Consider the following 13,255-nt stretch of genomic DNA (forward strand, 5'->3'; position numbering starts at 1 on the left):
TTCAAATCAAGGTAATGGATAACGGATCATTTCGAGTGACTGGTGATGTTGAATTAATTGATGCTGAAGGTAATAAGTATGAAACGAAACCCACGTTTTCACTATGTCGATGTGGCATGTCACAAAAGATGCCCTTTTGTGACGGAAATCATAAAGGTAAATTTGAGTCTTGCGTGCGTGCTAAAGCCGTATTAGACGAGTAATCTTTAAGCGGTTCAATTATTAATAACTCCTCTGTATCTGGACTAGCTGCAGATTTAGGTCGATCCGGATATAACGCTGCAAAAGGGGCAATTACAAATCTTACTCGAACAATGGCTATCGGTTATGCACGGGACGGTATTCCCGTTAATGTTATTGCACCAGGAACAATTGAATCCCCCTTCTTGACGGACTATCAGGATCAGAAGAAGGAAAAAAGTTTAGAAAAGCCTACGAATGGGTTGATTCAATGGGACGTCTAGGAAAACCAGAAGAGGTAGCAGGCGCTGTACTTTTCTTGGCATCTGATGACAGTTCATATGTAACGGGAGATTGCATTACGGTTGATGGAGGTCACATGGCATACACACGGCCTGGTAAAATGCTTTATGACCCATCCTACAATAAGCTCGTGCCCATTGAGGGCACTGAGCTTATTTTTTGTAAAACGCATTTCCTGCTAGTTTTTCAACTAACCATGGAGCAACCTGATAAATTGTAGAGCCAATGCCCATCCACTTTGGCAAGTTAATCTCTCGCTTGTTGGTCCCGATAGATTCAACGACTTTTCTAGCAACATCTACTGGGTCAAGCATCATATTTTTCATGCTCTTTTCGTAAGAACCTGTTTGATCGGCAATGGTAAAAAAGTTGGTTTGAATTGGACCTGGATTAACTGCAGTCACTCGCACGTTAGTCCTAGCAATTTCTAGGCGTAATCCATTTGTAAACCCTAATACGGCATGCTTTGAAGCAGCATACCCACTGGATTTAGGCGTAGCTAGCTTACCTGCTTGAGAAGCAATATTAATAATATGACCTTCATTTCTTTCTAACATAGCTGGTAATACTGATTTCGTACACGCAATTAATCCCAGGACGTTTACTTGAAACATGGACAAAATCGTATCCATTGAAGCTTCCGTTACTTCCTCAAATACCCCAAAACCAGCATTGTTAATTAGCACATCAATTTTATAAACATCTTCAAGAATTTGATTCATGACCGTTTGAACGTCACTTAGATTAGCAACGTCTAATCGATATGTACGGCAAGTAACTCCATACTTCTCACTGATTTGTTCTGATACTTCTTGAAGGCGGATTTCATTTCTAGCAACAAGGATTGGATTAGCACCTCTTTTAGCTACTTCATAGCTAATCATTTTTCCTAATCCACCGGATGCACCCGTAATTAAAATATGCTTTCCTTTAAGATTATTCATTCTTACACCTCAATTATACAAACTCAGTGCTTTTAATCTTATCTTTCTACACTTAAAAAAACAAGATTAATGAGTGTGATAAATAAAACGATCACTTTCATATTGACAACTAATTTGGCGGAGGCTTTCAAGGTAGTCTAATTGCCCTACCGTTTCAGACATCGTCAACCCTAATTCTTTTTCATACACGGATGGAAACAGGAATTTACAAACATCAAATGCAGACATCGGCTTGTTCTTTAAAAGTTGATATACTTTTTCAGCACGCTCTCTTTGCTTAGTTAGTCGTTCTGATACAAGTTTACTCACTTCTTTCACTTCATCTCCATGGCCTGTGTAGATACATGAAATAGGTAATTCAGAAAGACGACGAAGAGATGTATTATACTGAAGCATTGACTTTTTTCGTTTCTCACCTTCATGATACGGAGGCTCAATAAGCGGGTTAGATGAAATATGTTTAAGTAATACGTCTCCACCAATTAAGGTTTCGCTTTGCTGGTGATATAAGGCAATATGACTTTGAGCATGTCCAGGCACTTCAATAATACCCCAATCTTCCAAGCCTTTTATTACACTACCTTCTTGAACTTGATTGTTTAGTGATCTTTCACAAGAATATTTCATTGAATGACGTAATCCTTTTAGATATTTTCGAAATCGTTCATCTACGCCTAACTGCGTAAAGAACTCTGTGAAAAATCGGTCATACTGGTCAAAGAAATTCGGATCTTTCGAAATCCACGGCTCGTTTCTCCAATGTCCGATTACCGGTGTATCTGGTGAAAAATAATCAAGCATACCTACATGGTCCGGATGATGGTGTGTCAGTAACACTTGATCGATATCCTCTACATGTAAGCCAATTTCATTTAGCTGTTTCGTAAAAGAATTCCAAGCCTCTTCTGTCTTCACCCCTGCATCAATTAAAGTAATGGACTCTCCTTTTAGTACATATACATTTACATCTCCAACTGCAAACGGTGTTGGCAATGTGAATTTGTGAATTTGTTCCTTCATAACGTTGTCCCCTTCTAAGTAATGACGTTTTCTTTAAGTGTACACGATTCCAATATACATTCATACAATATGCTTTCTTTTCTGAAAATTAGATTGACAGCTATCATTTTCTCAGTGCATAATTACAACAATATGCTTATAAAATCCACTCACAGAAGACAGCTTATATGTATTAAATACAACGACTTCATACAGAACAAAAAGTATTTTCATTCATTAACAGGTATATATAAAAAGGAGGTTCATCCCTTGATGAAACAACCATTAAATATTGCTTTTATCGGCGCTGGATCAATGGCCGAAGCCATGATTTCAGGGCTAATTAGTACAAACAAATTTAAGCCCGGACAAATTCACGTTACAAATTACAGCAACGACGCACGACTTCATGAATTACGTAATCAATATAAAATTAATATTACTCGAAACATTCCTTTAATCATTCAAAAAAGCGACGTAATTGTACTAGCAGTCAAACCAAAAGACGTTGTGGAAAGCATTGAAAACATTAAGCCTTATATCCATAAGAGCCACCTTATCATTTCCGTCCTTGCAGGAGTTTCAACAAGTAGCATCTTATCTTTATTTCAACACAAAGTACCTGTTGTTCGAGCAATGCCAAATACTTCCGCTTCAATCGGTTTATCTGCAACGGCCATTTCCAAAGGGGAGCATGCTAACGACGAGCATATAAAATTAGCTGAAACTCTCTTCCATACAGTTGGAACGGTTACAGTTGTTCCCGAAGCACAACTTCATGCTGTTACAGGCTTATCAGGTAGTGGACCCGCATATGTTTATTATTTGGTAGAAGCGATGCAAAAAGCTGCTCTACATCAAGGCCTTGAGTCAGACGTAGCGACAGACTTAATTACACAAACACTAATTGGTGCAGCTCAGATGCTCAGAACATCACCAAAAAGTCCTACCACGTTACGAAAAGAAGTTACCAGTCCAGGAGGAACGACAGAAGCAGGGCTAGAACAACTGACTGACTACGAATTTCAAGAAGCGCTTATCCAATGTATTGACAAAGCTACACTTCGCTCAAAAGAATTAGGTGAAGCTATTGATGAAAAAATGATGAGCAGTCGTACATCACGTTAAGAGTTTGGGACATAACAAAATGATTGCTTCTAAAAGACGAACACTAGCTGTTCCCATCTCTTTCCCGCAGGAGTCGAGTATCCTACGCTCCATTCCATCCTGTTTCCAACATTGTTTTCACAATCAACCAAAAAACCTGAACGATTAAAAGTTATGAACTCTCAATCGTTCAGGTATAGTAGAGGCTGAACTACTTATGTCTCAGTCTCTTTTACTAACTCTCCATGAAACAGTAAAGCATATAAAGTGAAATTTACTAAACCTCAGTGCTATAATGCATTTTGTTAGCAACTCGAAATAATGGAGGGATATGAAAGTGACTGCTGAATTGTTTACACCTTATCAAGTGAAAGATGTAAAGTTGAAAAATAGAATTGTAATGTCGCCCATGTGCATGTATTCATGTGAAGAGGAAGATGGCATTGTAACAGATTGGCATCTGGCTCACTATACATCACGTGCTGTTGGCCAAGTTGGCTTAATCATGATTGAAGCGACTGCGGTAACACCTGAAGGACGTATTACATCACGTGATTTAGGGATTTGGAATGACGAACATGTTGAAGGGTTACAAAAGCTTGTTAATCAAGTGAAAGCACACGGTAGTAAAACCGCTATTCAACTTGCACACGCAGGCCGTAAAGCGACGGTAGATGGAACGATTTACGCTCCTTCTGCTATTGCATTTGATGATGAAAGTAAAACACCTGCTGAAATGACAAAAGAAGATATTGAGAGAACAATTGAAGCCTTTAAAGAAGGTGCAAAACGCTCAAAACAAGCTGGTTTTGATATTATTGAAATTCACGGAGCACATGGATATTTAATTCACCAATTCTTATCTCCATTAAGCAATAAGCGCACGGATGAATACGGTGGGTCTGCTGAAAACCGCTATCGCTTCTTACAACAAACGATTAACAGTGTAAAAGAGGTATGGGACGGTCCTTTATTTGTTCGTGTTTCTGCAACTGACTACGCTGAAGGCGGATTAACTATCGATGACCATGTTACATTCGCTAAATGGATGAAAGAACAAGGTGTTGACCTAATCGATGTAAGCTCAGGGGCACTTGTGCATGCTAAAATTAACGTCTACCCTGGCTATCAGGTACCGTTTGCAGAAAAAATCAAGCACGAAGCAAACATTGATACAGGGGCTGTTGGTTTAATTACGAGCGGTCTTCAAGCGGAAGAGATTCTTCAAAGTAAACGTGCTGACCTCATATTCGTCGCGAGAGAACTACTGCGCGATCCGTATTGGCCACGCACAGCCGCCAAAGAGTTAAACACAACCATTGAAGCACCTGTTCAATATGAACGAGGTTGGTAAAAAAGTGAGGGCCTTTAGGGCTCCTCACTTTTATTCAATAGAAAAACTCGCTAGGTCAGACGCAACCAGAGTATGTTTAAATTCCTTCAGCGCCCCCTCTGCTAACTGCCTGACTGCTTCTCCTTGATATCTAGCACTTATATGAGTAAGAATTAGCTGCTGCACATTCGCTTGCCTAGCTACTTGTGCTGCTTGCTTGGCTGTAGAATGATAATAATCATAAGCCAGCTTTTCATCGCCCTCAGCAAATGTTGCTTCATGAACTAAAACGTTCGCATTCTCTGCAAGCATCGTGCTATTTTCACACATTCGCGTATCTCCTAAAATGGTTACGATTTTTCCTGGTTTGGATTCTCCAATGAATTCCGCTCCGTTAATTTCCCGCCCATCTTCTAGAAAAATAGTTTTGCCTTCTTTTAACTGCTTATAATGAGGTCCTGGTTGTACTCCAGCTTCTTTCAAACGTTCTACTTGTAGCGCACCCGGTAAGTCTTTTTCAACGATTCGATATCCGTATGACGTTACGCCATGCTCAAGCTTTGCACATTCTACTTTAAACGTATCATCTTCAAATATAACCCCTTCATTGACTTCAGCAACTTGAAGCCGATACTTCAAGTGCGTTTGGCTAACTTCTAACGCGACTTTAATAAACTGCTCAATACCAGGGGGACCGTATACGGTAAGAGGTTCTTCGCCTCCTTGAAACGATCTGCTCCCCAACAAACCCGGAAGGCCATAAATATGGTCACCATGCAAGTGCGTAATAAAAATTTTCTCGATGCGACGAGGGCGAATGGAAGTATGTAAAATTTGGTGCTGAGTTGCTTCTCCGCAATCAAAAAGCCATACGGCACTTCGCTCTTGCAGAAGCTGTAAAGCAATTGAGGAAACGTTTCGTTGTTTAGCTGGTACTCCGGCACCCGTTCCTAAAAATAATAGTTCCATGTGCTTCTCCCTTTCTACTTAATTCAAACATTAATCCGAACAAAAAGCCTGTATGCACATTATACAGGCTTTTTACTTACCTATGCTACCCTAATTGTTTGAAGCGCCTCTGTTAATACAGAAATAAGAAGGTTTAAATCTTCTTTTGGAATCATGAGAGGCGGTGAAAGAGTGAGCACATTGTTATGCCCGGCTACTGTTGCGCCATTCTTCCCAATAATGACTCCTTTTTCTTTACACCTTGCAATTACTTGATTCACTAACTGTATATCCAGGGGAACTTTGGAAATTTGATCAGAAACAAGCTCGATTCCTACCAGCAGCCCTTTGCCACGAATGTCGCCTACATACGGGTGTCCTTGCAATTCTTCTTTTAACTCTTTCAATAAATAGGTTCCCATCGTTTTTGAACGATTATATAAGCCTTCACTCTCCATAATCTCTAGGTTTTTGAGTGCAAGTGCACAGGCAGCTGGACTTCCTCCAAATGTGTTTACATGTCGAAAATATTCATACTGATCGCTACCTTTAAATGCTTCATAAATTTCTCGCTTGACCGCTGTTGCCGATAAAGGTAAATAAGCACTTGTAATACCTTTTGCCATCGTAATAATATCCGGCTTCACGCCATAATTCATAAATCCAAACGCTTCCCCTGTGCGTCCAAATCCACATATAACTTCATCTACAATCAATAACGCCCCGTGCTTTTCGCAAACTTCTTTTACCCCTTGCATATAGTTATCTGGTGGAATTAAAATACCTCCCCCTGTAATAATTGGCTCCATTATGACCGCAGCAATTGTTTCACTAAGCTCCCACGTCATCGTGTCATCAATCGTCTTCACCGACTGAAGCAGCTCTTTTGGTGCATCTATTTTATCGACACCTCGGTAGCTATCAGGGGGTGGAACATGAAGAAAGCCAGTTGCTAAAGGTTCGTACTTGTATTTACGCTGAGCTTGCCCCGTAGCTGACAGTGCCCCCATCGAGTTTCCATGATACCCACGGTAACGTGAGATAATTTTATAGCGCCCATGTTCTCCTCGTTGCTGATGATACTGTCTCGCAATTTTAAATGCGGTCTCATTCGCTTCTGATCCGCTATTAGAAAAAAAGATAACATATTCATCTCCTAGCATTTCATTGAGCTTTTCAGCTAATTGAATCGCAGGAGGGTGACTTTGCGTTAATGGAAAATAAGCTAGTTCTTTGAGCTGTTCATAAGCTGCTTGGGCTAGCTCTTCTCTTCCATAGCCTATATTTACGCACCAAAGTCCCGCCATTGCGTCTAAAAATCGATTTCCATCCTCATCTGTTACCCAAGCGCCCTTCGCTTTTTCTACTACCATAGTAGCTTCAGGAGAATAAGGTTTCATTCCGTGCCATACGTATTGCTCATCCTTATTTTTTAAGCTTTTATTTTTTTCGCCACTGCTAGCTTGAACCATTGCATTCACTCCTTCTGATTTTAGTAATTATATGGATGAAGAGACTTCGACCAAAGCCGAAGTCTCTCTTTTCATCTAATAAATATGCTAAAAATCAAAGCGTGATGTTATCATCTTTTTACGCGTATAAAAGTTCAATCCGTCTTTTCCATTGACATGTAGATCTCCGTAAAAAGAGTCTTTCCAACCCGAGAACGGGAAGAAAGCCATAGTAGCAGGCACTCCTACGTTGACACCTAGCATACCAGCATCCGCTTCTTCTCTAAATTGACGGATTGCTTTTGCATCCTTTGTATAAATTGTTGCACCATTTCCAAACCGAGATTTTTCAATATATTCTAACGCTTCATCTAAATTTTCGGCTCGAAGCAAGCTTAAAACGGGTGCAAACAGCTCTTCTTTTGCAATGGTCATAGTGGGCGTTACGTGATCAAAAATCGTGGCACCAAGAAAATTCCCTTCCGAATAATCTTCCATTTCCTTACGACCGTCTCTAATTAAATGAGCACCTTCTTCTACCCCGGCTTCGATATAGCCAAGTACTTTATCTCGATGCTCTTTCCGAATAACGGGCGTTAAAAGCACTTCATCCTGTAACCCACTGCCCATAATTAATTCATCTGCTTTTTGCTTCAACTTCGCAACGAACTGTTCTTTAACACCGTCTACCACTACAACAGCACTGCATGCCATACAGCGCTGTCCAGCGCTACCAAAAGCAGAGCTTATAATGTGATTCACCGCTTTATCTATATCACAATCCGGCATAACAATATGATGATTTTTGGCACCAGATAAAGCCTGAACTCGCTTGCCTTGCGCTGCGGCTTGTTCATATACATACTTTGCAACTGGTTGAGAACCAACAAAAGACACTGCTTTAATATCCGCATGTTCAATGAGACCGTTGACCACATCGCGTGCACCATGCACAAGATTTAATACGCCCGATGGAGCTCCAGCTTCTGTGAACAATTCAGCAATCCGAGTAGCTAATAAAGGCGTGCGCTCTGATGGTTTTAATACAAATGTGTTTCCACAGACAATCGCTAGTGGGAACATCCAAAGTGAAACCATCATCGGAAAGTTAAACGGCGTAATTCCTCCCACAACCCCAACAGGATAACGATACATTTCTGAATCAATTTCTTCTGCAATATTACTAAGCGATTCACCCATAAGTAGCGTCGGTGCTCCGGCAGCAAATTCTACACATTCAATACCACGCTGGACTTCTCCATAAGCTTCTTTATAAGCCTTCCCATTCTCTTTTACTACGAGTCTTGCAAGCTCTTCATGATGTTCAATAAGCAATTGTTGAAACGCAAACATAAGCCTTGCCCGTTTCGGAGCTGGTACATGCTTCCATGCTTTAAACGCTTCTTTTGCATTTTTAACAGCATGGTCAACATCTTGTTTAGTTGAAAGAGGTACTTTTGCAAGCGTCTTTCCGGTTGAAGGATCAATCACATCTTGAAACTGATTGCTTGTTGAGGCAACCCACTTTCCACCTACATAGTTTCTTAATTGTTTGGTATCTTCATTCACGACTGACATCTAATTAGCCCCCTTTTAGCATACAATCTTACTTTTATTATCATGAATTCTTACTTCAGATTCATTAGACAGAATGTGAAATAGAAATTCTGTCTAGTTTCACACATTGGATAGTGAAATACGAAGTAGACCTAGTAAAATGAAAGAGAGCTCATGTAAGGGATGCTTTTTCTAGCTCATCAATAGCAGTAGTAGATGCGTTTAGTGCAAACAAATAGTCATAGGTCATGATCATAAATTCGATAGCCATTCTTTTTTCGTGAGCCATAAAATCAGAACCTAATAGCTTTTCCAGCTTTTCAATGCGATGATAAAGAGTCTGACGCACAATATATAAGCGCTTTGCCGTTTCTTGCTTTGATCCATTACATGCTAAATATACTTTTAGTGTTTCAAATAGCTTTGCATTAAATTTTCGATCATACTCGAGAACTGGCTGTAAATACTCCATCACCACTTCTTGTAATTCCCGCTGTTCATTGACTAACGAAATAATGCGGTACATGTGCAGGTCTTCATAAAAACAAATATGATTTTTCACTTGGTTGTGCAAAGTCATTTGAATGGAAACTGTTTTTCTAGCAGTTTCATAGCCTTTATAGATGTGATCTAAGCGTCTATTAAACTGTCCCACTCCTATCAGCTGCACCGCTAGTGATTTGTTGACTTCTTGCAAATCAACGTGGTTTATCCAACGGTTCAAACTTCTTTCTAATCTTTCCCTCCACGTAGTCACCTGACGTTTATTTAAAACAACCAGTACTAACTCTCTTTTCTTTTCTAAAATGAGAAGGTGAAAACCTTCTTGTTCAAAGATTGCTCGAATCGTCAATTTTAAGTACGTATGGTCTAGCTTGACATCTTGTATACATTGACAGCATATAACCGTTCCACCTTGGATTGGAAAGTCATGTAATACTTCTTGTAAACAATGTGTGATTTGAGATGAGGAAATTTCACCGTTTATCCACTGAACCATCCACTCTGTTTCTTGAACTCGCTTTTTTTCTTCAACATATAAGTCTCGTAAAAAATGCTGCGCTAGAGCTGTTGCTGTTCGATCAACCGTTAACATTTCAAGTTCCGTAAAAAAATCATTGGTCGAAAGAATATATAGCTCTGCATAGCTTTCGCCTAACAGTTGAATTGAATGGGTAAAAAAGCTACTTTGATTCTTTTTTTGTTTAGTAATATGATGCTGTAATAATTGTTGTTGGGGTAAGTCTAAACAGGCTGGAAAAAGCGTTACTTCACTATGTATACGAAGCCCGGCTAAAAGTCCGGTTGATTCGCAAAGACGCTGTAAAATATCTTTTGGATCGTTGACAGAAAGCAGCATTTGATTCAGCTGCTGAGAGTAATTTTCTAAATTGGAAATCATTAAATACTGCTGATTAACTAGTAGCGCATGCAAATCTTGCGTTATTTCAACAAACGGGACTTCTTCATGAAATAAAATAATGGGAAATTCGTGTTCATTTGCAAATTCAATAACGTTTTGAGGAATCTGAGAGGTATACGTACCAAGCTCGATACAGAGCCCCGAAGCTTGACATTCAATTAGCTGTTTCAAAAATGAAAGGCATAATTCATTATCTTCCTTCCACCCTACACCAGTTGAAAGAATTAATTCATTCCCTTTTAAAAGCTCATTCACGCGAGTCACTTCCATCACGTGAACCCATTTTACCCGATTTGTGAGACCGACTTTACCTGTGATTACTTCACAGCTGTTAAAATGCTTTCTTTTTAAAACCTCATTAATTGTCAAATAAGATTTCAAACTCACACCACCCTTAATCAGTCTATCTCTTTATATTAACTTAAGTTTTCTGAAAAATAAATCATTTTATCTCTTTATACTTTTTTAGAATATAACTTGCTGCTTACATGGAATTACTCAAAAAAAAGCTATAAATCATTATGCGATTTACAGCTTCTCAGCGGCTACTTGCAGTGTTTTAAAAAAACCATGCCTTTTTTTTGCTTGCTCTTTTATTCTCTGAATTTCCTGTTTATAGAAACGTAGGTCGTGAAGTGACACTGCATTAAGCATTTCCATCTTAAGCTTATCTATTACTTTTCTTTCCTCAACTGTCATCACATCTAAATCTTTCTCATTCATCATCTCTGTTTCACACCCTTATCATTTATAGGTATATTTAACGTTTACATTTTTGTTTCAAAAAAACTTTTATACTATACTATTTACTACAAATCCCTCCCTAACTAAACCCTTTTCCCATTGTTGTAAATGAAATGTAATAACTGTTTGTAATACGTAACACTTGACATGAATAGTAACGAAAAAAATATGAGTTAGTTTCACTTTTTGCGCTATTTTTCAAAATAAATAAGAGTTTGGGACATAACAAAATGATTGCTTCTAAAAGACGAACACTAGCTGTTCCCATCTCTTTGATTTGTCTGAACACGTTCGTTCCATTGCGCTACGGCCACTCGCTTTCCGCGGGGAGGAACCTGAGCTTCCTTGCTGGAGTCGAGTGTCCTACGCTCCATTCCACCCTGTTTCCAACATTGTTTTCACAATCAAAAAACCTGAACGATTAAAAGTTATAAACTCTCAATCGTTCAGGTATAGTAAGGACTGAACTACTTATGTCTCAGTCTCTTATTTTATAACTGCTGAATTAATATTCCTGAAAAGTACTTTCTAGCATCCGCTGTTAAGATATGAAGCTTTTCTTTTTCAACCTTCCCTTGCTTTATGCGTTCAAACTCTAGAAATGCACCGCTCAGATTTTCTGTTACGCTTTTAATAATGAAACCTTTTTCAATAAGAAAATCAATTTTTTCACGTTCTGCAACAAAATGCTGATAGTCTGACATACCTTCACCTCAATCTGTTGAAATAGTTTGGCTGGATGCGACAGGTTGAATTACTTTCTCATCAATTGAGATCACCCAATCACGGCCAACTGTAATGCCTAGATACTTTTCATCACTTGGTGTCTCAATCTCAGCTTGTTTATAACGCTTAAACCACCAATATTTAGCTAAGACATAATAACAGATAGCGCCTACTACAAATCCAACAACAAAAGAATAAGTTGATAGAAAGTAAGCACTTGTTCCACCTATAGTCCATGCAAGTAAACCAGCTATATTAAAGCCATAAAAGTAGCGATACTGTCCATTCTCTTCATATAGCTCTGTCACGTTTACTCTACGCTTTCGTAATAAGTAGTAATCGGCAAACAAGATACCAACAATGGCCGATAAAATTCCACCGACAATTAACAATGCAGGGACAATAATACCAAACAAACTCCATGGTTGAACAATCGTCCCCACAATACCAGCGATGAATACCCCAACCCCAAATGGCACTTTAGGTCCACCAACATTTGAAAAAATCGTTGCAGCTGGAATCAAATTTGCTGAGATATTTGTTGACCACTGGGCAAATACAACCATTAAAAGTAATACTCCAAGCGCGAAGCCAGACGCGGCTTCTTGAAGCGCTACTACTGGATCATAGTTTTTCACGGCAATATAAGAGACACCACCAATGATAACCATAAATGTTTGAGTTAGCGGCAATGCCACTACACTTCCTACAAGAGCTCCTTTATTGCGTTTTACCCAACTCCGCTCATGTGTAGGTGCTTTAATAAACCTTGAGATAGACGGAATATCTGCTGCAAGCGTTGCCCAAAACCCCATGTTACTCATAATGACTACGATAAATGCTGTAACAGCTGCCCCTCCTGTCACCGGACTTTCAATCCACCCCCATACCTCTCTACCTTGAGAAAGAGCTTGGTCCGACAGAGTCGTATACATCCAGGCTGAAATAATGATGATAACTGGGGCTGCTAGGTCCGTAAAGCGTTCAACTGCTTTAATTCCAAGCGCTGTATTAATAAGCTGTAATAATGCAAAGAGAAAAAAGCATATGAGCCAGTTATTAAACCCTGCTAGAGCATTTAAAATCCCATTCATTGCCGTAGCACCAAAGTACGTATTGATTCCAAACCAACAAGATGCTGCAAGCCCTCGCATAACGGATGGAATATGAGTGCCAATTGTTCCAAATGGAGCTCTCATATAGACTGGAAATGATAAACCATGTTCAATCCCAATATCGGCAATAATGGTCACAAATAAACCAATCGCAATTGATCCAATCACGGTTGCTACTACAACCCAGCCGAGAGATAAGCTTTGCACACCGGACCCTCCGATTGCAAATGCGGCTAATACAACCGCCATACTAACCCACATTAATGAAAAACCAAGCGTTCCAATTTTACGGTTTTGATGCGCAACAGGTAATAAATCCGGTGATTTTAAATAGCTTCCTGATTTTTTCATTTCTTGCACCCCTCATACTATTTAGTAAACGCGTTACATTCATCATGAAGGCTGTTTTCTCTCTATTTATATAC

12 protein-coding genes and 1 pseudogene are annotated in these 13,255 nt (G+C 39.3%); 4 read left to right on the forward strand and 9 right to left on the reverse strand.

Annotated elements, in window-relative coordinates; all coding sequences use genetic code 11:
* The first annotated feature begins 14 nt into the window (after positions 1–14).
* On the forward strand, positions 15–203 hold the full coding sequence (locus A2U94_RS17625; protein ID WP_175384181.1) for a CDGSH iron-sulfur domain-containing protein: 189 nt from the start codon (positions 15–17) through the stop codon (positions 201–203).
* A 9-nt stretch (positions 204–212) separates the two neighbouring features.
* Positions 213–610, forward strand: a pseudogene (locus A2U94_RS17630) (SDR family oxidoreductase); the annotation flags it as partial.
* Between the two features lie 25 nt (positions 611–635).
* On the opposite strand, the gene A2U94_RS17635 reads toward A2U94_RS17630, so the two are convergent.
* The gene (locus tag A2U94_RS17635) at positions 636–1,427 is read right to left on the reverse strand and encodes an SDR family NAD(P)-dependent oxidoreductase (protein ID WP_025909793.1); all 792 of its coding nucleotides are present in this window, start codon (positions 1,425–1,427) and stop codon (positions 636–638) included.
* A 66-nt stretch (positions 1,428–1,493) separates the two neighbouring features.
* Entirely contained in the window at positions 1,494–2,447 is a 954-nt protein-coding gene (locus A2U94_RS17640) for an MBL fold metallo-hydrolase (RefSeq protein ID WP_025909792.1), read from the reverse strand.
* 252 nt (positions 2,448–2,699) lie between these two features.
* Between A2U94_RS17640 and proI the strand changes: the two genes are divergently transcribed.
* The gene (proI, locus tag A2U94_RS17645) at positions 2,700–3,554 is read left to right on the forward strand and encodes a pyrroline-5-carboxylate reductase ProI (protein ID WP_025909791.1); all 855 of its coding nucleotides are present in this window, start codon (positions 2,700–2,702) and stop codon (positions 3,552–3,554) included.
* A 316-nt stretch (positions 3,555–3,870) separates the two neighbouring features.
* A complete protein-coding gene (gene namA / locus A2U94_RS17650; RefSeq protein ID WP_025909790.1) occupies positions 3,871–4,887 on the forward strand; it encodes an NADPH dehydrogenase NamA in 1,017 nt (338 codons plus the stop codon).
* A gap of 30 nt (positions 4,888–4,917) precedes the next feature.
* Here namA and rnz read toward each other — a convergent pair whose 3' ends face one another.
* The 7 genes from rnz to A2U94_RS17685 form a co-directional block, all read right to left on the reverse strand.
* Entirely contained in the window at positions 4,918–5,835 is a 918-nt protein-coding gene (gene rnz / locus A2U94_RS17655) for a ribonuclease Z (protein ID WP_025909789.1), read from the reverse strand.
* Between the two features lie 80 nt (positions 5,836–5,915).
* Positions 5,916–7,286 (reverse strand): aspartate aminotransferase family protein, encoded by a 1,371-nt coding sequence (locus A2U94_RS17660; protein ID WP_025909788.1) that lies wholly within the window; start codon positions 7,284–7,286, stop codon positions 5,916–5,918.
* Positions 7,287–7,373: 87 nt separating this feature from the next.
* Positions 7,374–8,843, reverse strand: a complete 1,470-nt coding sequence (locus tag A2U94_RS17665; RefSeq protein WP_025909787.1) for a CoA-acylating methylmalonate-semialdehyde dehydrogenase — start codon at positions 8,841–8,843, stop codon at positions 7,374–7,376.
* A gap of 151 nt (positions 8,844–8,994) precedes the next feature.
* Positions 8,995–10,632 (reverse strand): PucR family transcriptional regulator, encoded by a 1,638-nt coding sequence (locus A2U94_RS17670; RefSeq protein ID WP_412177906.1) that lies wholly within the window; start codon positions 10,630–10,632, stop codon positions 8,995–8,997.
* A 141-nt stretch (positions 10,633–10,773) separates the two neighbouring features.
* Positions 10,774–10,971, reverse strand: a complete 198-nt coding sequence (locus A2U94_RS17675; RefSeq protein WP_025909785.1) for a hypothetical protein — start codon at positions 10,969–10,971, stop codon at positions 10,774–10,776.
* Between the two features lie 509 nt (positions 10,972–11,480).
* A complete protein-coding gene (locus tag A2U94_RS17680) occupies positions 11,481–11,693 on the reverse strand; it encodes a hypothetical protein (protein WP_025909784.1) in 213 nt (70 codons plus the stop codon).
* A 9-nt stretch (positions 11,694–11,702) separates the two neighbouring features.
* Positions 11,703–13,181, reverse strand: a complete 1,479-nt coding sequence (locus A2U94_RS17685; RefSeq protein ID WP_025909783.1) for an NCS1 family transporter — start codon at positions 13,179–13,181, stop codon at positions 11,703–11,705.
* Positions 13,182–13,255 lie beyond the last annotated feature (74 nt).

Source organism: Bacillus sp. VT 712, assembly GCF_001614195.1.
Taxonomy (GTDB): domain Bacteria; phylum Bacillota; class Bacilli; order Bacillales; family Bacillaceae_H; genus Priestia; species Priestia flexa.

Excerpts from the sequence above, each read along its gene's own strand:
- A2U94_RS17625 (WP_175384181.1), top strand. The coding sequence starts at position 15 with ATGGATAACGGATCATTTCGAGTGACTGGTGATGTTGAATTAATTGAT.
- A2U94_RS17635 (WP_025909793.1), bottom strand. The coding sequence starts at position 1,427 with ATGAATAATCTTAAAGGAAAGCATATTTTAATTACGGGTGCATCCGGT.
- A2U94_RS17640 (WP_025909792.1), bottom strand. The coding sequence starts at position 2,447 with ATGAAGGAACAAATTCACAAATTCACATTGCCAACACCGTTTGCAGTT.
- proI (WP_025909791.1), top strand. The coding sequence starts at position 2,700 with ATGAAACAACCATTAAATATTGCTTTTATCGGCGCTGGATCAATGGCC.
- rnz (WP_025909789.1), bottom strand. The coding sequence starts at position 5,835 with ATGGAACTATTATTTTTAGGAACGGGTGCCGGAGTACCAGCTAAACAA.
- A2U94_RS17660 (WP_025909788.1), bottom strand. The coding sequence starts at position 7,286 with ATGGTTCAAGCTAGCAGTGGCGAAAAAAATAAAAGCTTAAAAAATAAG.
- A2U94_RS17665 (WP_025909787.1), bottom strand. The coding sequence starts at position 8,843 with ATGTCAGTCGTGAATGAAGATACCAAACAATTAAGAAACTATGTAGGT.
- A2U94_RS17675 (WP_025909785.1), bottom strand. The coding sequence starts at position 10,971 with ATGATGAATGAGAAAGATTTAGATGTGATGACAGTTGAGGAAAGAAAA.
- A2U94_RS17680 (WP_025909784.1), bottom strand. The coding sequence starts at position 11,693 with ATGTCAGACTATCAGCATTTTGTTGCAGAACGTGAAAAAATTGATTTT.
- A2U94_RS17685 (WP_025909783.1), bottom strand. The coding sequence starts at position 13,181 with ATGAAAAAATCAGGAAGCTATTTAAAATCACCGGATTTATTACCTGTT.